This window comes from Micromonospora sp. CPCC 206171 (genome assembly GCF_036906755.1).
GTDB lineage: Bacteria > Actinomycetota > Actinomycetes > Mycobacteriales > Micromonosporaceae > Micromonospora > Micromonospora purpureochromogenes.
Window position 1 is genome coordinate 153,817 of the sequence record NZ_JBAKHT010000011.1, and the last position, 21,994, is coordinate 175,810.

General features: G+C 70.8%; 13 protein-coding genes and 2 pseudogenes. 8 read left to right on the plus strand and 7 right to left on the minus strand.

Annotated features, from left to right (window positions below; all coding sequences use genetic code 11):
• Positions 1–57: 57 nt before the first annotated feature.
• Entirely contained in the window at positions 58–1,179 is a 1,122-nt protein-coding gene (gene wecB / locus V6U89_RS15625; RefSeq protein ID WP_334571819.1) for a non-hydrolyzing UDP-N-acetylglucosamine 2-epimerase, read from the minus strand.
• Positions 1,180–1,317: 138 nt separating this feature from the next.
• Positions 1,318–2,517, minus strand: a complete 1,200-nt coding sequence (locus V6U89_RS15630; RefSeq protein WP_334571825.1) for a glycosyltransferase family 4 protein — start codon at positions 2,515–2,517, stop codon at positions 1,318–1,320.
• Positions 2,518–2,816: 299 nt separating this feature from the next.
• Here V6U89_RS15630 and V6U89_RS15635 point away from each other — a divergent pair, with 299 nt between their 5' ends.
• Complete coding sequence (locus tag V6U89_RS15635) at positions 2,817–3,176, plus strand: hypothetical protein (RefSeq protein WP_334571830.1); 360 nt, start codon at positions 2,817–2,819, stop codon at positions 3,174–3,176.
• Positions 3,177–3,230: 54 nt separating this feature from the next.
• On the opposite strand, the gene V6U89_RS15640 is transcribed toward V6U89_RS15635, so the two are convergent.
• Positions 3,231–3,950: a class I SAM-dependent methyltransferase gene (locus V6U89_RS15640; protein ID WP_334571833.1), complete on the minus strand. Its 720-nt coding sequence runs from the start codon at positions 3,948–3,950 to the stop codon at positions 3,231–3,233.
• Positions 3,951–4,674: 724 nt separating this feature from the next.
• Here V6U89_RS15640 and V6U89_RS15645 point away from each other — a divergent pair.
• Positions 4,675–5,898 carry a hypothetical protein gene (locus tag V6U89_RS15645; protein WP_334571838.1) on the plus strand — a complete coding sequence of 408 codons (1,224 nt, stop codon included), beginning with the start codon at positions 4,675–4,677 and terminating at the stop codon, positions 5,896–5,898.
• Positions 5,899–6,006: 108 nt separating this feature from the next.
• Here the strand turns inward: V6U89_RS15645 and V6U89_RS15650 are convergent, their stop codons facing one another.
• Positions 6,007–7,731 (minus strand): asparagine synthase C-terminal domain-containing protein, encoded by a 1,725-nt coding sequence (locus tag V6U89_RS15650; protein ID WP_334571842.1) that lies wholly within the window; start codon positions 7,729–7,731, stop codon positions 6,007–6,009.
• 98 nt (positions 7,732–7,829) lie between these two features.
• Positions 7,830–8,068, minus strand: a pseudogene (locus V6U89_RS15655) (transposase); the annotation flags it as partial.
• Between the two features lie 366 nt (positions 8,069–8,434).
• On the opposite strand from V6U89_RS15655, the gene V6U89_RS15660 reads away from it, so the two are divergent.
• Positions 8,435–11,551 carry a M14 family metallopeptidase gene (locus tag V6U89_RS15660; RefSeq protein ID WP_334571847.1) on the plus strand — a complete coding sequence of 1,039 codons (3,117 nt, stop codon included), beginning with the start codon at positions 8,435–8,437 and terminating at the stop codon, positions 11,549–11,551.
• 88 nt (positions 11,552–11,639) lie between these two features.
• Complete coding sequence (locus V6U89_RS15665; RefSeq protein ID WP_334571849.1) at positions 11,640–12,569, plus strand: NAD(+)/NADH kinase; 930 nt, start codon at positions 11,640–11,642, stop codon at positions 12,567–12,569.
• A gap of 15 nt (positions 12,570–12,584) precedes the next feature.
• Here V6U89_RS15665 and pgm read toward each other — a convergent pair whose 3' ends face one another.
• Entirely contained in the window at positions 12,585–14,228 is a 1,644-nt protein-coding gene (pgm, locus tag V6U89_RS15670) for a phosphoglucomutase (alpha-D-glucose-1,6-bisphosphate-dependent) (protein WP_334571853.1), read from the minus strand.
• Positions 14,229–14,298: 70 nt separating this feature from the next.
• Entirely contained in the window at positions 14,299–15,531 is a 1,233-nt protein-coding gene (glgC, locus tag V6U89_RS15675) for a glucose-1-phosphate adenylyltransferase (protein WP_210775147.1), read from the minus strand.
• Between the two features lie 72 nt (positions 15,532–15,603).
• On the opposite strand from glgC, the gene glgA reads away from it, so the two are divergent.
• From glgA to V6U89_RS15695, 4 genes and pseudogenes are all read left to right on the plus strand, one after another.
• On the plus strand, positions 15,604–16,812 hold the full coding sequence (gene glgA, locus V6U89_RS15680) for a glycogen synthase (protein ID WP_334571859.1): 1,209 nt from the start codon (positions 15,604–15,606) through the stop codon (positions 16,810–16,812).
• A 38-nt stretch (positions 16,813–16,850) separates the two neighbouring features.
• Positions 16,851–18,944 (plus strand): alpha-1,4-glucan--maltose-1-phosphate maltosyltransferase, encoded by a 2,094-nt coding sequence (locus tag V6U89_RS15685; protein ID WP_334571862.1) that lies wholly within the window; start codon positions 16,851–16,853, stop codon positions 18,942–18,944.
• Positions 18,932–21,034 carry a 1,4-alpha-glucan branching protein GlgB gene (glgB, locus tag V6U89_RS15690; RefSeq protein WP_334571865.1) on the plus strand — a complete coding sequence of 701 codons (2,103 nt, stop codon included), beginning with the start codon at positions 18,932–18,934 and terminating at the stop codon, positions 21,032–21,034. Before V6U89_RS15685 ends, glgB begins: the two co-directional genes overlap by 13 nt.
• 381 nt (positions 21,035–21,415) lie before the next feature.
• Positions 21,416–21,994 (plus strand): annotated as a pseudogene (locus tag V6U89_RS15695) (hypothetical protein); the annotation flags it as partial.

Consider the following 21,994-nt stretch of genomic DNA (forward strand, 5'->3'; position numbering starts at 1 on the left):
TCGTCCGGCCGGGTGGTCACCCGGCCGGACGACTGGGTCCGCCGTCCCGGGCCGACCTCACCGCCGGATGCCGGCCCACCCGTGGTGCCGGCGAACGGTGGACAGTATGAAGTCGACGACCCGGCGGGAGGTGTCGCGCACCTGGTAGTCGGCGGGGCACGGGACGCCGTCCCGGCTCTGGTCGACCGTGACCCGGACGGCCTCCGACACGCCGGCCGGGTCCAGTCCGGTCATGATGACGCTGCCGGCGTCCAGTGCCTCGGGACGCTCGATGGACTCCCGCAGCGTCACCGCGGGGAAGCCCAGGATAGCCGCCTCCTCGCTGATGGTGCCGCTGTCCGAGAGCGTGCAGCGGGCGTTGCGCTGGAGCTGGACGTAGTCGAAGAGGCCGAATGGCTCGTGAAAGGCCAGGCCGTCGAGGTCGCTGGGGTCGGGGGCGAGCGCCTCGAGCCGCTTGCGGGTGCGCGGGTGGGTGGACACCAGCACCGGCAGGTCCCACTCGTCGCGTACCGCCCGCAGGCAGCCGAGCAGCTGGCGCAGCCGCTCCGGCTGATCCACGTTCTCCTCGCGGTGGGCGCTCACCAGGAAGTAGCCTCCCGGGGCGAGTTCCAGCTGCCGCAGCACCGTCGAGGCGTCGATGTCGGCGCGGTAGTGATCCAGCACTTCACGCATCGGTGACCCGGTGTGCAGGATGCGGCGGGGGTGCAGCCCTTCGGCCAGCAGGTTGCGCCGGGCGTGCTCGGTGTAGACCAGGTTGAAGTCCGAGACGTGGTCGACGAGGCGGCGGTTGGTCTCCTCCGGCACGTTCAGGTCGAAGCACCGGTTGCCGGCCTCCATGTGGTACACCGGCACCCGCATCCGCCGTCCGATCAGGGCGGCGATGGAGCTGTTCGTGTCGCCGAGGATCAGCATCGCGTCCGGCCGGACCTCCCGGATGACGTCCTCGACACCGGCGAGCACCCCGCCCAGCATCCGGCCCAGCGACGTGGTGTCGACGTTGAGGAACCGGTCGGGTTCGCGCATCCGTAGCTCGCGGAAGAACACCTCGGACAGCGCCGGATCCCAGTTCTGCCCCGTGTGGACGAGGACGTGGTCAACCGTGCGGTCGAGCCGGTCGACGACCCGGGATAGCCGGATGATCTCCGGTCGCGTCCCTACCACCGTCACAACCCGCGTCATCTCACGTCCCTTCCGACCGACGACCGGTGTCCGACGCACCGGGCGCCCGTAGCTACAACGAATCGTGGAGTCGACGAGAAACGTCACCGATCGAAATGGTGGATGTGGCGGCGGATCCGACGTGACCCGGTGGCGCGGTCAGCCCAGCAGGCGTACCTCTTCGAAGAGGTTGGTGGAGCGCTGCTGGCCGCGCCAGGCCCCGAAGGCCTCCGCGGCGTGGTCCCTGGCTCGCCGGCGGTCGGTCGGCGAGAGGGCGGCGAAGCGTTCCACGCCGGCGGCGACCGCGTCGGCGGTGAGGGGCCGCACGACGGCGCCGCCGCCGGCCTCGATCAGATCGTTCCACGGGGTCTCGTCGGAGCAGATCAACGGGCAGGACGCCGCCAGGCTCTCCAGGATGACGTGACCGAAGTTCTCGCCCCGGGTCGGCAGCAGGAAGGCGTCGTACTCGCCGAAGGTACGGATCACCTGCTCGGGCGGCAGCGATCCGCGGTAGCGGACCGTGACGTTCGCCGGCATGCCGGCCATCAGCCGCTGGCAGCGCGCCCAGTAGGCCTGATCCTCGAGTGGGCCGAAGATGTCGAAGTTCACCGGCCGGGTCACCTTGTGCAGGCCGGCGAGTGCCAGGTCGAGGTTCTTCATCGGCGAGATCCGGCTGATGAAGACCAGGCGCAGCGGCCCGTCGGGACGGTCCTGCGGCGGCCTCGCGTCGTCGGGCAGGGACGTCTGCTGGCCGTGCACGATGATCCGGGCCCAGGGGAACCGCGCGGCGATGTGCCGTGCCTCCAGATCGCTGCAGGCCTGCCAACGGACCCGCAGCCGCTTGAGCAGAGGCGCCCAGAACAGCAGGAAGAACCGCTTCTTGCCGGCCTTGAGGCGCAGCGCGCCCGGCGAGAGTTCACCACGGGGCGCGAGGAGGATGCTGCGCACCGGCAGCAGCCCCACGGCGGCCGCGAGCACCGGCACCTGCGAGAAGAGCGACCACAGGCTGTTGACGTAGAGCAGGTCGATCCGGCGGGCCCGCAGCTGCCGGGCCAGGCGCACCCAGTTGCGGACGTCACCGACCCGCAGATAGTGGACCAGCGCCCCCCGGCGGCGTACCCACCGCCCCGAGAGGCCGGGGTACGGGTCGGACGTGCCCAGGTCCCGGTCGCGCGTGACGAGCATGACCTCGACGTGCGCCGGACAGCTGTCCAGGATCTTCTCCAGGGACCGGACCGGACCTCCGCCGCGGTAGCCCGGCTGGAAGGCCCGGCTGGTGGCCAGCACGCGATAGGTCACCGGCGTCCCGTCCGACATCTGGTCGATGTCGATCGACAGCAACCCGCGGTCTCCGCTCACACCGACCTCGCCTTCATACGCATGCGATCACCTCGAACACCGACCCGAAGAGCCTGCTGGGGGTCGGCCCGGTTGGACACCGGGTCCGCCCGTCATACAAACCCGTTTCCGCGCGCCGAGGTCACGGATCACCGCGACAAACCGCGGTAATCGTGACCGGCGCTTCCGACGGCAGGAAACAGAGCGCCATTCAGAAACCCCGAAGTAGCCTTTGGTCAGCACTCGGCACCGCCACGCCGACACCGCGTCAGCGACGCCCGTGGGTACCGCGGCAGCTCCCCTCGTCCACCCGCAACTCGTTGATCGCCTCCGCCTCGGGCCTGGCGAGCGGTCTGCTGAACGCGGCGGTGCTCGCCCTGAGCGCCCGGACCGGCCAGACCGGAGAGATCGCCACCTACGCCGTCGTCACCGCCGCCCTGACCCTCGTCGCCGTCGCCGTCGCCGTCGGCTCGCCTCTGCTGTACCTCAGCGGAGACGCGGGGCAACGCCGCGCGGTGCGCAGCCAGCGGGTCTTCCTGACCCTGCCGACCATGCTGGCGGTGGGGGCGGCGGCCGCCACCCTCGCGGCCGAGGTGCTCGGCCTGGCCGTGCTGCGCCGGCGTGGCCGGCTGTCGGCCTGGATCATCAACCCGCCGCCGGTGGGCCGGGCTCGGCGGTGACCGCGGATCGCGGCGACACGCGCCCGGCCCTGCGGTCGACCCCGTCCGCGCCGTTCAGCGGTCGGCGACCCGCCAGACGCCCATGACCCGCCCGTGCTGGACCGCGTCGTCCCTGATCTCGTACATCGGCGCCGGCAGGTGGAACGGACGCTTGCGCAGGTTGAGCACCCGAAAGTCGCCGCTGCGGATGTCGGCGTTGAACGCGGTCGCCTCGTCGGTCGTCGCGATGAGGTACCGGGCACCGGACGCCCGGACGTTCGACAACAGGCTCGTCGCGTCGGCGAGCGAGAGGTGGAAGAGGACCTCCCGGCAGAGCACGACATCGGCGGCGGGCAGCGGCTCGGTGACCGCGTCGACGCACCGGAACTCCCGCAGCGGGGAGCCGTGCCGCCTCCGGTTCTCCTCGATGACCGACTCGACGATGTCCACCCCTAGGTAGGGAACCCCAAGTTGCACGTGCTGCATCCAGGTGAAGTCGCCACATCCGACGTCCAGCAGGGAGTCGGCGCCGAGCTGCGCGATCATCTTCGGCAGCTCGGCCTGGAGCACCGCCGTCGCCTCCAGCCGCGAACCGGCGCCGGAGAGGCAGTCGCGGTTCGGACCGACCAGCCAGATCCCCTGTCGGTAGATCCGCTCGAACGCCTCCTTACGGGCCCCCGCCCGCAGGTAGCTCACGTCCAGACCGCGGGACGCGCGGCGTCGGAGCAGGAGCTGGTCGAGCGACGTGGCGTGCAGGCCGTGCCGCACCAGCTCGCGAATCGTGATCTTGTTCATGCTGTCCGTTCCCCGAAAAGATCCTGGAATGCAACGTCCGGTGAGGCAGGCATCCGACCCGGGACGTGTCCGAGGCCGTCGACACGGGCGCTCCGGCTGAGCGCCGACACTCCGACCGAGCAGTTCCGGCGTCACCGACTCGAACTCTTCAGCGTTAGTCCAGCGTGGCTGAATTGTCCGACGTCTCCCTTGGCGGCAACACGCGCTCAGCCTCGAACCATATTCTCGGCCCAGGGGATCCGCCGTGACGGTCCATCCGGGGCGACCCACGGCACGTCCCGGGGAAAGCACCCATCCACCGGCACCCTTCCGGCCGATTCGCGTGCCGCTGACGGGTGACTTCTTCGAGCCGGGATTCCGCGCCGGGGGGCCAGCCCGGTCCATCGCCCAGTTGCTCGGCGTCGTGTCGCCAGCGGTCGAGGTCACGATGGTGACCAGGGACCGGGAGCTGGGCTCGTCGGAGCCGTCTGGACATTCTCGACCGGATCAGGCTGACAGTCGGGGGCACTGACGCCGGATCGTCGGGAGCCTGTGGGGCCAGCCTCACCGGCGAGCAATCAACCATTGGCTCGTCGACCCGCTCGTTGCCGCGAAAGGAATGCGCTTGAACGACCGGTTGACGCGGGAGACGATGGCCCCCTCGCCCGCCGCGCCTCCCAGGGCGGGCCGGACCCGCGGGACAGGAGTCCGGTCGAACACCATCGTGGCGTCTGCGTCGAGTCTGGTGAGTGGCGTACTCAACGCCGGGATACTCGCTTACAGCGCACGGCAGGGGCAGACCGGTGAAATCGCCGCCTACAGCGTCATGACCGCCGCGCTCACCTGGATCGCGATCCTGATCATGGGCGGATCGTCGCTCCTCTATGCGACGGGGAGCGAGGACGAACGCCGGTCGGTCCGCTGTCAGCGTCTACTGATCGCGGCGCCGGCCATGGCCGCCGCCACCGTGCTGCTCGCCTGGCTGTATGGCGGTCGCGGGTACGGGACGGTGGCCCTGCTGAGCGCCGGCGGCGTAATGATCCTGAACAGTCTCGCCGAGCTACGCTTCAGCGATCTCGTCCGCCAGATGAGATTCATCGCGGCCTCGGCAGCGATGACCGCCACCCGGCTCTTCGCGCTGCTGCTGCTGATCGCCGGCGTGCCGCTGACGATCGCGCTGGCGGCCGGCGCGGCCGCCTACCTGGCCACGACCGAGGCGCTTGTCTGCCGCAGCCCGTCCGGCGGCCCCCCGATGTGGACCGGGTTGTCGCCCTCGTGGGCGAGGCGGGCGTTCCGGTTGAACCGTCAACTGTTCACCCACAGCTTCGCGGAGTCGCTCACCGGGCGAGCCGGCACGATCGCCCTCTCCCTGGTCGCCAGCCCGCACGTCGTGGGCTGCTTCGGTGCCCTGGTCAGCGTCTATCAGGCGCTGGTCGCCGTCGTCTTCAGCGGGCTGCGGGTGCCGATGGCGATGCGCACGCGGCGCCGGCACAATCTGGGGCCGACCGGTGCGGTCAGCCGGGAGGCCGAGGTCATCTCCGTGACCACCGGGGCGGTGATCGCCGCAGGCGTCGTCGCCTGGGCTCCCTGGATGGCCACCAGCCTGCTCGGCCTGCCGATCCCCGAATCGGCGATCTGGTTACAACTGCTGGCGCTCGCCCTCCCGTTCGCCACGGTCAACCGGGCCTTCATGCTGAATCGCATTGGCGACGGCAACTACCGGGCTGCCACCCGGGTGGCCGTGTCCATCGCCGTGGTGGTCACCGGTGGACTGCTCGTCCAGGCCCTGACGCTCCGTCCGACGGGCGTCGCCGCCGCAACCTGCATCGCGGAAGCGGCCGTCGCCGGCGTCTTGGTCGCGCTGGCCGCGTTGCGCTGGTACGGACGCACGAGGGCGAACGGGTCGCACACCGCTGCCGCCGAACAGGATCGTGACCGGCCCCGTTCCTCCACTGCCGTCGGCAGGTGACGAGCAGCGCTCCGGCGCCCCGGTGGCGCGGCCGCCACGTCACGTCCGCCCAACCCAGAGGGCACCTTCATGTTCCCGACCCACCACCGCCAGCCTGAAGGCGCGAGGCTAATCGGCAAACCACGGCTGCTGATCCAACCAGAGCTTCAAGAAAGTCACCATCCAGACGAAGTTCCTCACACCCTGGGTCAACGGCTGGCCCTCTGCAGCGCGTTCGACGATCCTCCGTAGACGGGTGATCTCGAGGTAATCGGCCAATGCCCCAGGTTCTGCCGAGATCCGCTGCACAACACCACGCAGCGGCTCCTCGGTCAGCCACCGGTCTAGCGGCGGAACGAAACCGGACTTGGGGCGGTAGACCAGCTCAGCCGGTACGGACGCGGCAAGGCTGTTTTTCAGCGCTAGTTTGGCATCTCGGAAGGTGTACTTGATCTCCCGCGGCATGGCGAACGCTTCGGCGAGCAGATCTGGCTCCAGGAAAGGGAAGGATGCACGTACTCCCCGCATGCGCAATGGATCGAAGCTCTTGGCCGCATACTCGCCGGCGCAGACATGGAGAAGGTCCAGCCATTGATACTGGTCACGGACGTCGGTCGAGGGCGCGCAGTCGATGATGTACGTGCGTATCGCCCGCGACAGGTACGCGCGGTCCGGCGGGGGCAAGCGGTAGAGGACGCCGTCGAGTGCATTGGTTGCCACCACCGCGGCTTCCAAGAGCGGCATTTGGGCGGCTCGCCGGAGAGCCCTCGTGCGATGTTCGAACCGGCTTGGCCGCCGCCAAAGTCCGGCCCAGGAGTAGAGCCCTGCTGCGCCACTCAGTAGCGGCCGAGGCAGCCGGTAGAGCCTTTGCCACGTTGCCAGTTGGCCGACGCCGAAAGCGCCGTCCGCGCCGGTTCCGTCGATGAACTGCGGGGCATCGGGGGCCATCTTGATGCCGGCCCGCACCATCAAGTTGGCAGATATGGTGGCGAAGTCCCCGAACGGGTACGTGTAGTCGCGGCCGACGTCGGCCAGAAAGGCGCTCATCTCCGTAGACTCGTACGTCGTCTGCTCGAAGTTCAGGTGGAAATGCCTGGCCATCGCGGCCGCATGCTTCGCCTCCGGGTCGGCGTCGCCGAAGGAGAAGTTGAGCAAACAGACATCGGTGCGGCCCAGGGCGGACAGTCGGGCCGCGAGAAGCCCCGAATCCACTCCACCGCTGAAGGTAAGTACCGAACCCTTGGGCGCGGTGTCGAGGATGACGTCGAGGCATCGATCGAAGCGTATGCCGTCGACAGCCTTCGGGGACTGAAGGTGATTGACGGCGGCAGTTGCCACGCCGCTGCTGAGATCAATGCTGGTGACATGCCCGGGTGCCGCACGCTCGACGCCGGACAGCAGGGTGAGCGGAGCCGGGATGGCGCCGTACTGCAGGAGCGCGTGCACCGCGCGGCGATCGAGGCGACTGCACCCGATACGGCCGAGGAGGCGTAGGTCGTTGCTGAGGCAGAAGCCGCCGTCCGCAGCCCGGAAGACCAGCTGTTCCGGCGTAGCTGGCGGTACGTGGACCTGCACGGTGTCAGTGCCCAGCCGATGATCGATCCAGATGTCGTTCCCAGCTGGCTCGCTGGCCGCGATCGCCATGGCGTTGGCCGCCGTTGATCGCGTCGTACGAAGCCGGATCACATCACCGATCTGACTGATCGCAGGGGATTCCCCGAGCTTGGAAAGCTGTGCGCACGTAACGGCTCCATACGTGACATACGCCGATACCAGGCCGAGCCAGCGGGCATGCTCCTCAACCTGCCGGCGCCAATCGAGCTGGCCCGGGCCACGGTACATGGCGAAAATCACTCACTCCTCCAACGCAATTAGACGAGCCCGAAATGCAATATTAGGGCCTTTAATCAATCCGCGGGTGTATCCGGAAATCATCCGGCTGGAAGTGTGGATCGGCGGCGGCCGGTGCCGGTGAGGTCCAGGCTCATCAGGGGCCGTACACGCACTTGAGTGCTGCTTGCTCGTTGGGGAGGCACCCGCGGGCGCGTACGGCCTTGCGCATTGGGGGCGTTGACGCTCTCGATCGCGTTCGTGGAACAGATGACTTTGTGGAATTCGACGCCGATGGCGAGGAACGGCGTGAACTCGGCCCAGGCGTTCTTCACAGCCGGACGATCGGCCCACCTGACCGGGCGTGCGCGCCGGTAGCGGTCGGGGGTGCGCCGGCGCTCGTCATGCAGGGCAGCCTTCCGGGCGAGTTGCCGACGACGCTCCGCGAACATCACCTTCGCCCGCGTCAACGCATCCACCGTCAATCGCTCCCTGGGTTGGCTGCCGACCGCCGGGGCGTCCTGATCTTCGCCGCACCGCCCATTCATCAGCACCTCCCTCAACGAGGCGACAGAAGGCGGGTTACGAAGGCAGGCCGGCCAGGTGGGCCACCACCGACGACAGCGACGGCATCCCGGTACACCGGCGGAGCCGAGCGCCCCATTGACACGCGTGAGTCATGTTGGGAAGGCTCTCCGTTACCGGTCCTTCCACCAAAGGGGATGCGATGAGACCAACACGGCTGGCGATCGCCGGCGTGTTCACCCTGGTCGGCGCGTTGACGCTGACCGCTCCGGCGAGTGCGCGGCCACCGTCTGACCCGGCCGGCCGCGACAGCTTGGAGGTGTACGTCGGCACGCTCGACCCGCAACAGCTGGAGAAGCTGCGCGCGTCCGGTGTCGACCTCGGCCACGACCACCGCGGCACCGACGCGAATGGAACCACCCGGGTCGAGACGGTGCTCAGCAAGCGGGAGGCGGCCCGCCTCGCCGACCAGGGCGTGAAGCTGGACGTGAAGAAGGTAAGGGGCAAGGAGGCGTCGCAGGCGCTGCGCAAGCAGGCGGCGGCGGGCTGGGACGCGTTCCGGTCGTACAGCGAGCCGGGCGGCATCCGCGACGAGCTCACCGCGACCGCGGCCCGCTTCCCGAAGCTGGCGAAGCTGGAGACCATCGGCCGGACCGTCCAGGGCAAGCCGATCCTGGCGGTGAAGGTCACGAAGAACGCGCGCACCGTGCCGGACGGGCGACGCCCGGCGGTGATCTACGGCAGCGCCCAGCACGCCCGCGAGTGGATCACCCCGGAGATGACCCGCCGCCTGCTGCACCACGTGCTGGACAACTACGGCACCGACCCGGAGATCACCCGGTTGGTGGACCGCACCGAGCTGTGGTTCCTGCCGGTGGCCAACCCGGACGGCTACGACCACACCTTCACCCCGGGCAACCGGTTGTGGCGCAAGAACCTGCGCGACAACGACGGCAACGGCCAGATCACCACCGCCGACGGCGTCGATCTCAACCGCAACTTCAGCTACAAGTGGGGGTACGACGACGAGGGCTCCTCGCCGGAGCCGAACAGCGACACCTACCGCGGCCCGGCCCCCAACTCGGAGCCGGAGACGAAGGCACTCGACGCGCTCTTCAAGCGGGTGCGCTTCGAGTTCTTCGTCAACTACCACTCGGCGGCCCAGCTGCTGCTCTACGGTGTCGGCTGGCAGGTCAGCACGCCGACCCCGGACGACGTCATCTACCAGGCGATGGCCGGCGACGACGCGCATCCGGCGGTGCCCGGCTACGACCCGGACATCTCCGCGGAGCTGTACACCACCAACGGCGACACCGACTCGCACGCCCAGGTCCGCTACGGCACCCTCGGCTTCACCCCGGAGATGTCCACCTGCCAGTCGGCAGCCGCCTCCGACCCGGACGACCAGTGGCGGCCGGAGGACTGCATCAGCGGGTTCATCTTCCCCGACGACGAGAAGCTGATTTCCGCCGAGGTGGCGAAGAACCTGCCGTTCGCGCTGTCGGTGGCCAAGTCGGCGGCCGACCCGGACGACCCGGTGTCGGTGGTCGGCCGCAGCACCCCCGACTTCGTGGTCGACTCCTTCGACACCTCGTACGGGCGTACCCAGCAGGTCGCGTCGATCACCCGGCGGGCGCTCAAGGACGTCCGGATGCACTACGTGGTCAACGGCGGCCGTCCGAAGACGGTCAAGGTCCGCGAGTGGCGCGGCGGCGAGCGGTACGGCGACACGAACGACGACTACTACGCCGAGCTGCGCGGCACGGTCACCGGCACGAAGCCGGGTGACCGGGTCGAGGTGTGGTTCACCGGGGTCAAGCCGCGCCAGGGCCCGGTGGCCAGCGAGCACTTCACCTACCGGGTGCACACCGACATCGGCGGGGACGTGCTGGTGCTCGCCGTGGAGGACGTGACCGGGCTCAGCCCGGCGCAGACCGGCGGCGCAGGCGCCAAGTACGCCGACGAGGTGGCCGCGTCGCTGGCCAAGGCGGGCCGCAGCAGCGACGTGTACGACTTCGACGCGATGGGCCGCACGGCCCCGCACCCGCTGGGTGTGCTCTCGCACTACCGGGCGGTGGTGTGGGAGACCGGCGACGACATCATCCTGCGCTCGCCCGGCCAGGTCGGCGGCACCGCCGCCCGGGCGGCGCTCGACACCGAGCTGGCCGTCCGCGACTACCTCAACGAGGGCGGCAAGCTCCTGGTCAGCGGCAAGTACGCGCTCTTCGCCCAGGCCGCCAACGGCAGCTACGTCTACCAGCCCGATCCGGCCGCGCCGGAGTGCGCCGACCCCGACGACGCCACCTGCCTGCCGCTGTTGAACGACTTCCAGCAGTACTACCTGGGGGCGTACAACTACGTCAGCGACGGCGGCAGCGACCCGGACGGCACGCCGTATCCGCTGCGCGGCGCGGACGGGGCCTTCGCCGGCTTCGAGGGGCAGCTCAACGCGCCCGGCTCGGCGGGGAACCAGGACCACACGGCCTCGTTCCTGACCACGTCGAGCTTCCTGGCCCCGGATGAGTTCCCGCAGTTCGCCAGCTCGGCGGCGGTGGACTGGGCCCGGCCGGGCAGCGCCCCGTTCGACCCCCGCACCGGCGACTGGTACCTGTACAGCGGGCGGTCCGACGAGTCGTACAAGCGGCTCACCCGGACCGTCGACCTCACCTCGGCGAGCAGCGGGCAGCTGCGCTTCTTCGCCTCGTACGACATCGAGCAGAACTGGGACTTCCTGATCGTCGAGGCGCACGAGGTGGGCAGCGACGACTGGACGACGCTGCCGGACGCCAACGGCCGCACCGGCACCGAGACCGGCGACAGCTGCGAGTCGGGCTGGACGGAGACCCTGCATCCGTTCCTCGCCCACTACCAGGGCGCCGACTGCTCACCCACGGGCAGCACCGGCAGCTGGAACGCGGCCACCGGCAGCTCCGGCGGCTGGCGGGAGTTCGCCGTCGACCTGTCGGCGTACGCCGGCAAGCAGGTCGAGATCTCCATCTCGTACGTCTCCGACTGGGGCACCCAGGGCCTGGGTGTGTTCCTGGACGACGCGCGGGTGATCACCGACGGCACGGTGGTCTCGGAGACCTCCTTCGAGACGCCGGACCTGGGCGGATGGACGGTGGCCGGGCCGCCGCCGGGCTCCGCGCCGGGCGGCAACGACTGGGCCCGTAGCCAGCAGGCGTTCACCGAGGGCGCGGCGGTGGTCACCGACGACACCGTGTACCTCGGCTTCGGCCTGGAAGGGCTGGCCCCGGCGGTCCGCGACGACCTGGTCGCCCGGTCGCTGGCCCACCTGAGCGGCCGACCGCGCCGCTGACGGACGCGGGTGCGGCGGCGGACTCCCACCGCCGCCGCACCTGTCCGTACGGCTGCCGGACCGTCCGCCCGTGTGATGAGCTGTACCGGTGGCGGGGTACGTGTTCGGTCTGGTGCTGCATCCCACCCGGGACGCCTCCGAGGTCGTGGAGATCGTCGAACGGTGGGCGACCCGGCACGGCAAGAGCCTCGCCGTCCGCGCGGAGGACCGGCACCGGGTGCCACCGTCGGTGGAGCCGGTGCCGGCGGCGGAGCTGGCCCACCGGTCGGACGCGTTGATCAGCATCGGTGGGGACGGCACCATGCTCGGTGCGCTGCGCTCGGCCGTGCGGGACCCGAAGCCGGTGCTCGGGGTGCACCTGGGCAAGCTCGGCTTCCTCGTCGAGGTCGAGCCGCCGGACCTGCCCCGGGCGCTGGACCGGCTGGTCGCCCACGACTTCACCGTCGAGTCGCGCGCCTGCCTGGCCTGCGACGTGTGCGGGGACGACGTGGTGGCGTTCAACGACATCGCCCTCGTCCGCCATCCGGGGTCCGGCTTCGTCACCGCCACCCTCGCCGTCGACGGGCAGCGGTACGGCTACTACCGCTGCGACGCGCTGGTGGTCAGCACGCCGACCGGTTCCACGGCGTACAGCTACGCGGCCGGCGGGCCGCTGATCTCGCCGGCGGCCCAGGCCGTGGTGGTGACGCCGTCGGCGCCGATGGCCGGCATCTCCCGGTCGGTGGTGCTCTCCTCCGACGAGCTCATCCGATTAGACCTGCTGCCCGACTCGGCGCCGGTGGCCGTGGAGATGGACGGCGTGATCATCCGGGACGCCTCGACCGAGGGTGCGGTGCACGTGCGGTACCAGCAGAACGCCGGCCTGGTGGTCCGCCTCGACCCCCGCCGCTACGCGGAACGCAACCAGCTCAAGCTCAGCCTGCTGGACCTGCCCCTGCTGCCCGAGCAGCTACGCGAGCTGCTGCCGGACGGGATGCGAAAGCAGCTGAACCGCCGCGAGCTGCCCCCGCCGCGCTGACCGCGCGCCCCGCGCTCAGGCCTTGGCCAGCACCCCGTCGACGAGCGCCTTCGCCTCCTCCTGGATGCGGGCCAGGTGCTCCGGCCCCTGGAACGACTCGGCGTAGATCTTGTAGACGTCCTCGGTGCCCGACGGGCGGGCGGCGAACCAGCCCGACTCGGTGGTCACCTTCAGCCCGCCGATCGCCGCACCGTTGCCGGGCGCGGTGGTGAGCGTCGCGGTGATCGGTTCGCCGGCCAGCTCGGTGGCGCCCACCTGCTCCGGGGAGAGCTTGCCGAGCACGGCCTTCTGTTCCCGGGTGGCCGGGGCGTCGATCCGGGCGTACGCGGGGGCGCCGAAGCGCTCGGTCAGCTCGGCGTAGTGCTGGCTGGGGGTCCGCCCGGTGGTGGCGATGATCTCCGAGGCGAGCAGGCAGAGCAGGATGCCGTCCTTGTCGGTGGTCCAGGTGCTCCCGTCACGGCGCAGGAAGGACGCGCCGGCGCTCTCCTCGCCGCCGAAGCCGACCGCGCCGTCGAGCAGCCCGGGTACGAACCACTTGAAGCCCACCGGCACCTCCAGCAGCGGACGACCCAGGTCCGCCGCGATCCGGTCGATCATCGAGGAGGAGACCAGCGTCTTGCCGACCGCCGCCGCCGGACCCCACTGCTCCCGGGTACGGAACAGGTGCCCGATCGCCACCGCCAGGTAGTGGTTGGGGTTCATCAGGCCGCCGTCGGGGGTGACGATGCCGTGCCGGTCGGCGTCGGCGTCGTTGCCGGTGGAGACCTGGTAGTCGGCGCGGGCGGCGATCAGCGAGGCCATCGCGTTCGGCGAGGAGCAGTCCATCCGGATCTTGCCGTCGCCGTCCAGGGTCATGAACCGCCAGGTCGGGTCGACCGTCGGGTTGATCACGGTCAGGTCCAGCCGGTGCCGCTCGGCGATCTCCCCCCAGTACGCGACGCTGGCCCCGCCGAGCGGGTCGGCGCCGATGCGCACCCCGGCGTCGCGGATGGCGTCGATGTCGATCGCGGCGGGCAGGTCGTCGACGTAGCCGGCGAGGAAGTCGTACCCGCCGGTGGTGTCGGCGGCGCGGGCCCGGGCGTACGGGATCCGCCGGACCTCCTTGAGGCCGGCGGCCAGGATGGCGTTGGCCCGGTCCTGGATCCACTTCGTGACGTCGCTGTCGGCGGGCCCGCCGTGGGTGGGGTTGTACTTGAACCCGCCGTCGTCGGGCGGATTGTGCGACGGGGTGATGACGATGCCGTCGGCGAGGCCGCTGGTACGCCCCCGGTTGTGGGTGAGCACGGCGTGCGAGAGCGCCGGGGTGGGCGTGTAGCCGTCGCGGCTGTCCCGCAGCACGGTGACGCCGTTGGCGGCGAGCACCTCCAGGGCGTCGGCCTCGGCGGGGGCGGAGAGCGCGTGGGTGTCCCGGGCGAGGAAGAGCGGCCCGTCCAGGCCCTGCTCCCGGCGGTAGTCGCAGAGCGCCTGGGTGACCGCGAGGATGTGGTCGGAGTTGAAGGCGTTGCGCAGCGACGACCCGCGGTGCCCGGACGTGCCGAAGGAGACCTGCTGCGCCGGGTCGTCGGGGTCCGGGTGCTCGGCGTAGTAGGCGGTCACCAGCCGCGGCACGTCCACCAGGTCGGCGGGCTCGGCGGGCTGTCCGGCGCGGGGATGGGCCACTGCTGCAACCTCCAAGGGCTGGTGCTCCGACGCTCATTGCTTCCCGGCCACGGCCGGGATCACACCTGGTTCACGGCTCGACGCGTTGGCCCTTGCCGATCACCACGATGCCGTTGTCGGAGACGGTGTAGCGCTGCCGGTCCTTCTCCAGGTCGACGCCGATCTCCGCGCCCTCGGGGACGAAGACGTTCTTGTCCAGGATGGCCCGGCGGACCACGGCGTGCCGGCCGATCTCGACGCCCTCCATCAGCACCGCGCCGTCGACGTGCGCCCAGGAGTGGACCTTGACCTTCGGCGACACGATCGAGTTCTCCACCAGCGAGCCGGAGATCACCGCGCCGGGCGAGACCATCGAGCCGACCGCCCGGCCGACCCGCTCGCCCCACTGGTGGACGAACTTCGCCGGCGGGTACGGCGGCTGGTTGCTGTAGATCGGCCAGTCGAAGTTGTAGAGGTTGAACACCGGGTGCACATTGATCAGGTCCATGTGGGCGTCGTAGAAGGAGTCCAGCGTCCCGACGTCCCGCCAGTAGCCGCGGTCCCGGTCGGTGCTGCCCGGCACCTCGTTGTCCTTGAAGTCGTAGACGTTGGCCTCGCCCCGCTCCACCAGCATCGGGATGATGCTGCCGCCCATGTCGTGCTTGCTGGTCTTGTCCTCCGCGTCCCGCTCGACCGCCTCGCACAGGGCGCCGGTGCTGAACACGTAGTTGCCCATCGAGGCGTAGATCTGGTCCGGGGCGTCGGGGAGGCCGACCGCGTCGGTGGGCTTCTCGCGGAACGCCCGGATCCGCCGGCCGTCCTCGCCGACCTCGATCACCCCGAACTGGTCGGCCATCGACAGCGGCTGCCGGATGCCGGCCACGGTCACGCCGGCGCCGGAGGCGATGTGGTCGTCCACCATCTGCCGGGGGTCCATCCGGTAGATGTGGTCGGCCCCGAAGACGATCACGTAGTCGGGCTGCTCGTCGTTGATCAGGTTGAAGCTCTGGTAGATCGCGTCGGCGGACCCGGCGAACCACCACGGGCCACGGCGCTGCTGCGCCGGCACCGGGGTGACGTAGTTGCCGAGCATCGTCGACATCCGCCAGGTCTGGGTGATGTGCCGGTCCAGCGAGTGGGACTTGTACTGGGTCAGCACGACGATCTTGAGAAAGCCGGCGTTCGCCAGGTTGGACAGGACGAAGTCGACCATGCGGTACATCCCGCCGAACGGGACGGCCGGCTTGGCCCGGTCCGCGGTGAGCGGCATGAGGCGCTTGCCTTCTCCGCCGGCCAGGACGATCGCGAGCACCTTGGCAGCCATGCACCGACGCTATCCATCCGGCTGCGACTTCACCACTCGTACGGGCACAGTTCTGCACTAGGGTGCGGGGGCATGACGGAATCGGCACGGCTGCGCGTGGATCTGCTGACCCGGGAGTACCCGCCCGAGGTGTACGGCGGCGCCGGCGTGCACGTCGAGTACCTGGCCCGCGAGCTGCGCCGACTCGCCGACGTACGGGTGCACTGCTTCGGCGCGCCGCGCACCGAGGCGGGCGTTACCGCGTACGCCGAACCGGCCGGCCTGGCCGGCGCGAACGCCGCGCTGCGCACCATGGGCGTCGACCTGGAGATGGCCGCGGGCTGCGCCGGCACCGACGTGGTGCACAGCCACACCTGGTACGCCAACCTGGCCGGGCACACCGCGAAGCTGCTGCACGGCGTGCCGCACGTGGTGACCGCGCACAGCCTGGAGCCGCTGCGCCCGTGGAAGGCCGAACAGCTCGGCGGCGGGTACGCGCTGTCGTCCTGGTGCGAGCGCACGGCGGTGGAGGCGGCCGACGCGATCATCGCGGTCAGCGCGGGGATGCGCCGTGACGTGCTCACCGCGTACCCGGAGGTGAACCCGGACCGGGTCCGGGTGGTCTACAACGGCATCGACACCGCCCAGTACGCCCCGGACCCCGGCACCGACGTCGTCGACCGGCTCGGCATCGACCCGTCCCGCCCCAGCGTGGTCTACGTCGGCCGGATCACCCGGCAGAAGGGACTGCCCTACCTGCTGCGCGCCGCCCGGGAGCTGCCCGCCGACACCCAGCTGGTGCTGCTCGCCGGTGCCCCGGACACCCCGGAGATCGCCGCCGAGGTGGAGGGCCTGGTCGGCGAGCTGCGGGCCAACCGCTCCGGGGTGGTCTGGGTGGCCGAGATGCTGCCCAAGCACGAGGTGATCCAGGTGCTCACCCACGCGACGATCTTCGTCTGCCCGTCCGTCTACGAGCCGATGGGCATCGTCAACCTGGAGGCGATGGCCTGCGAGACGGCCGTGGTGGCGACCGCCACCGGCGGCATCCCCGAGGTGGTCGCCGACGGCGAGACCGGAGTGCTGGTGCCGATCGAGCAGGCCGGCGACGGCTCCGGCCGGCCGCTGGAGCCGGAGCGGTTCGTGGCCGACCTGGCCGCCCGGATCAACGAGGTGCTGGCCGACCCGGCGCGCGCCGCGGAACTCGGCCGGGCCGGGCGGTGGCGGGCGGTGGAGCACTTCTCCTGGGACGCCGTCGCGGCCCGCACGATGGAGGTGTACCGGTCGGTGGGAGCCGCAGGCTGACCCGAGCGCGAAGCGATCTCGCGCAGTAGGTTGGCGGGGTGAGCGGACGGTTCCCGATCGAAGACGTCTCCCCCGTCGTCGCCTGCGGTCGCTATCCGGCCAAGGCGGTGGTCGGCGAGGTGGTGCCCGTGTCGGCCCGCGCCTACCGGGAGGGGCACGACGCGCTCGGCTGCAACGTGGTCTGGCTCGGCCCGGACGGCGCGGCGCGACCCTTCACCCGGATGCGGCCCGGCGAGCCGGGCCAGGACACCTGGCACGCCACCATCCGACCCGACGCGGTCGGCGACTGGGTCTTCACCGTCGAGGCGTTCGGAGATCCCTACCTCACCTGGCAGAACGCGGTGACCAAGAAGATCGCCGCCGGGCAGGGACCGGCGGAGCTGGCCAACGATCTCGCCGAGGGCGCGCGCGTGCTGACGGCGGCGACCGAGCTGGTGCCGGCCGCCGACGTCGTGCGGGTGAAGGCCGCCGTGGCCGCGCTGCGCGACACCGAGCTGGACCTGCCCCGCCGGGTCGCCCCGGCCCTGGAGCTGGCCGACCTGCTCTGGGAGCACCCGGTGCGCGAGCTGGTCACCACCGGCGCGGAGCACCGGCTCTGGGTGGACCGCCCCCGCGCGCTCTTCTCCGCCTGGTACGAGTTCTTCCCCCGCTCCGAGGGCGCGATCCCGGCCACCGTCGACGCCCCGGCCCGCTCGGGCACCTTCGGCACCGCGATGGAACGGCTGCCGGGCGTCGCGGCGATGGGCTTCGACGTGCTCTACCTGCCGCCGATCCACCCGATCGGCCGGGTCAACCGCAAGGGCCCCAACAACTCGCTCACCGCCGGGCCCGACGACGTGGGCTCGCCGTGGGCGATCGGCGCCGCCGAGGGCGGCCACGACGCCATCCACCCCGACCTGGGTACGCCGGAGGACTTCCGCGACTTCGTCGCCGCCGCCGCCGAGCAGGGCCTGGAGGTGGCGATGGACCTGGCGTTGCAGTGCGCGCCGGACCACCCCTGGGTGACCGAGCACCCGGAGTGGTTCACCACCCGGGCCGACGGCAGCATCGCGTACGCGGAGAACCCGCCGAAGAAGTACCAGGACATCTACCCGCTGAACTTCGACAACGACCCGGAGGGGATCCGGGCCGAGGTGCTGCGGGTGGTGCTGCACTGGGTCGGCGAGGGGATCCGGATCTTCCGGGTGGACAACCCGCACACCAAGCCGTTCGACTTCTGGCACTGGTTGATCGCCGAGGTCAAAAAGGTCGACCCGGACGTGCTCTTCCTCGCCGAGGCGTTCACCCGACCGGCCATCATGCACGGGCTGGGCAAGATCGGGTTCACCCAGTCGTACACGTACTTCACCTGGCGCACGTCGGCGGCCGAGATGCGGGCGTACTGCGAGGAACTGGTCGCGGCGGCCGACTACATGCGACCGAACTTCTGGCCCAACACCCCGGACATCCTGCACTCCTCGTTGCAGCACGGCGGCCCGCCGATGTTCAAGATCCGGGCGGTGCTGGCCGCGCTGCTCTCCCCCTCCTGGGGCGTGTACGCCGGCTTCGAGCTCTTCGAGCACGTCGCCCGCCCCGGCGCCGAGGAGTACCTGGACAACGAGAAGTACGAGCTGCGCCCCCGGGACTGGGCCGGCGCGCAGGCGCAGGGCCGCTCGCTGGCGCCGTTCATCGCCACCCTCAACCGGGTACGCCGGGACAACCCCGCCCTGCACCAGCTGCGCAACCTGCGCTTCCACGACATCGACAACCCGGCGCTGCTCTGCTGGTCCAAACACGACCCAAACAGCGGCAACACCGTCATCGTGGTCTGCTCGTTCGACTCCCGCAGTGTGCAGTGGGGCAACACCACCCTCGACATGCCCGCTCTCGGCCTCGACTGGCACGAGCGGTTCACCGTCCACGACGAACTGACCGGCGCCAGCTACGAGTGGGGGCAGCGCAACGCCGTCCGCCTCGACCCGTATCTTCAGCCCGCGCACGTGCTGACCGTTCGCCGTCCGGCCGCCGCGGCCGCGGCGGAGCCCACCGGGCACGCCCCGGCCGACCTCACCGTCGCCGACGTGCCGACCGACCTCTCGGGCGGCACCGCCCCGACCGCTCCCGCCCCGGAGGACGCGCGATGGACCAGCTGATCGCCGGCGAGACCCACGACCCGCACGCCCTGCTCGGCGCGCATCCCACCGACGGGTGGACCACGATCCGCGCGATGCGCCGGGGCGCCGGCGACGTGATGCTGCTGGTCGGCCACGAGCGGCACCCGATGAAGCGGGTGCACGACGTCGGGGTCTTCGAGACCCGGGTCGAGGGCACCGTGCTCGACTACCGGATCGAGGCCGACGGGCAGGTCACCGACGACCCGTACCGCTACCCGCCGACCATCGGCGAGCTGGACCTGCACCTGATCGGCGAGGGGCGCCACGAGCGGCTCTGGGAGGCGCTCGGCGCGCGGGTCTTCGACGAGGGCGTGGCGTTCTCGGTGTGGGCGCCCAACGCCCGGGGCGTGCGGGTGGTCGGCGACTTCACCGGCTGGGGCGCGGACGACGGCTGGCCGATGCGCTCGCTCGGTTCCAGCGGCGTGTGGGAGATCTTCGTGCCGCAGGCGCGGATCGGGGCCCGGTACAAGTACCGGATCCTCGGTGCCGACGGGCGGTGGCGGGACAAGGCCGACCCGCTGGCCGCGTACGCGGAGGTGCCGCCGGCCACGGCCTCGGTGGTCCACCACTCGACGTACGAGTGGTCGGACGCCGCCTGGTTGGAGCGGCGGGCCCTGCGGCAGCCGCACCAGGAGCCGATGAGCGTGTACGAGGTGCACCTCGGCTCCTGGCGGCCCGGCCTGGGTTACCGGGAACTGGCCGAGCAGTTGACCGCGTACGTCACCGAGATGGGCTTCACCCACGTGGAGTTCCTGCCGGTGATGGAGCACCCGTTCGGCGGGTCCTGGGGTTACCAGGTCACCGGCTACTTCGCGCCGACCTCCCGCTTCGGCGACCCGGACGACTTCCGCCACCTGGTCGACCGGCTGCACGGCGCCGGCATCGGCGTGATCCTGGACTGGGTGCCGGCACACTTCCCCAAGGACGAGTGGGCGCTGGCCCGCTTCGACGGCACCCCGCTGTACGAGCACGCCGACCCGCGGCGCGGCGAGCACCCGGACTGGGGCACGTACGTCTTCGACTTCGGCCGCCGCGAGGTGCGCAACTTCCTCGTCGCCAACGCGCTCTACTGGTGCGAGGAGTTCCACGTCGACGGACTTCGGGTGGACGCCGTCGCCTCGATGCTCTACCTGGACTACTCCCGCCAGGAGGGGCAGTGGGCCCCGAACGTGCACGGCGGCCGGGAGAACCTGGAGGCGATCGCGTTCCTGCAGGAGGTCAACGCGACGGTCTACAAGCACCACGCCGGGGTGGTGATGGTCGCCGAGGAGTCCACCGCGTGGCCGGGGGTGACCCGGCCGACCGCCGAGGGCGGGCTCGGCTTCGGGTTCAAGTGGAACATGGGCTGGATGCACGACACCCTGCTCTACACCGCCAAGGACCCGATCTACCGCCAGCACCACCACCATCAGCTCACCTTCTCGCTGGCGTACGCCTGGAGCGAGAACTACGTGCTGCCGATCAGCCACGACGAGGTGGTGCACGGCAAGGGTTCGCTCGCGGCCAAGATGCCGGGCGACACCTGGCAGCGGCTGGCCAACGTGCGGGCGCTGCTGGCGTACATGTGGGCGCACCCGGGCAAGCAGCTGCTCTTCATGGGCTGCGAACTGGCCGACGACCGGGAGTGGAGCGAGGAGCGCGGCCTCGACTGGTACCTGACCCACGACCCCGCCCGGGCCGGCGTGCAACGCCTCGTCGGGGACCTCAACACGGTCTACCGGGCGACGCCGGCGCTGTGGGCGCAGGACACCGACCCGGCCGGCTTCCGGTGGATCGCCGGCGACGACGTCGCCCACAACACCGTCTCGTTCGTCCGGATCGCCCCCGACGGCGCGACGCTGGTCTGCGTGGCGAACTTCTCCGCGCTGCCGCTGGAGGACTACCGGATCGGGCTGCCGGCCGGCGGCACCTGGACCGAGGTGATCAACACCGACGCCCACCACTACGGCGGCTCCGGGGTCGGCAACCTCGGCGCGGTGCACGCGCAGGACGTGCCGTGGCACGGGATGCCCGCGTCGGTCGCGCTGCGGGTCCCGCCGCTGGGCGTGCTCTGGCTCCGCCGCGACTGACCGCACTGTTCCCGGGTCGGGTCGCGGTCCGGTTGGTCGGGTCGCAGGCCGGTCCGTCGGCTCGGGGGCCGATTGTTCAGCTCGCGGCCGGCCGGTCAGCTCGTCGCCGGGGAGACATGTCGTGGTGAGCGATATACCTCTGAGGCATATTGATGACTCAGAGGTATATCGCTCACCGGAACATCGACCAGCCACGCACTACTCGCAGTAGCCGACGATCCCCCAACACTCACCCTCCGTCGAACTTTGCGCCGTCGCCGTGCCGCGACGTGAACCGTCTCCGCAGTCGCCCCCGTATCCCGCATCGGATGCCGGACACCGTGACGACGAGGCGGAGGAGCTTCGATGGCGTGGAGCAGGGGCACGACGAGCAGACGAAGAGTGACGGGTTCGTCCCGTCAGCGGAAGATCGCCGGCGGGGTCGCGCTCGCGGTGACGGCCGGCGCGGCGTTCGCGGTCGCGACCGGGACCGGTCAGGCGGCAGAGAACTGCCAGGGCCTGGACACGGCGCTGCGCAACAACCTGACCTTCATCGCCGGACAGCGGCAGAATCCGGACGCCAACTCGCCGGCCCGGATCGCCAACCGGCAGGCCGTGGTCGACCTGATCCAGCAGCGCCGCGCCGCCGCCGGCTGTGACGGCGACGTGGATGTCGCCGGGGCCGCGTGTCCGATGGTCCCGTGGGAGGTGGCCATGGCCACCCGCCTGGACCAGGCGTGGGCGATCACCGAGCAACTGACCGGGAAGCGGACCGGCCAGCTCGCCGACCCGCAGGCGACCCAGGCCCGGGTGCAGCGGCTCGACGGCATCTTCGGCGGCGTCCGCGACATCGTGCAGGGGGCGCGGCAGGCCCAGGCCGGGAAGGCGGCTCCCGGCGCAGGCGCGGCTCCCGGCGCAGGCGCGGCTCCCGGCGCAAGCGCGGCGGGCGGCGGCGACGCGGCGGCCGGCGGCGACGCGGCG

Excerpts from the sequence above, each read along its gene's own strand:
- V6U89_RS15640 (WP_334571833.1), bottom strand. The coding sequence starts at position 3,950 with ATGAACAAGATCACGATTCGCGAGCTGGTGCGGCACGGCCTGCACGCC.
- glgA (WP_334571859.1), top strand. The coding sequence starts at position 15,604 with ATGACGGAATCGGCACGGCTGCGCGTGGATCTGCTGACCCGGGAGTAC.
- glgB (WP_334571865.1), top strand. The coding sequence starts at position 18,932 with ATGGACCAGCTGATCGCCGGCGAGACCCACGACCCGCACGCCCTGCTC.
- wecB (WP_334571819.1), bottom strand. The coding sequence starts at position 1,179 with ATGACGCGGGTTGTGACGGTGGTAGGGACGCGACCGGAGATCATCCGG.
- V6U89_RS15660 (WP_334571847.1), top strand. The coding sequence starts at position 8,435 with ATGAGACCAACACGGCTGGCGATCGCCGGCGTGTTCACCCTGGTCGGC.
- glgC (WP_210775147.1), bottom strand. The coding sequence starts at position 15,531 with ATGGCTGCCAAGGTGCTCGCGATCGTCCTGGCCGGCGGAGAAGGCAAG.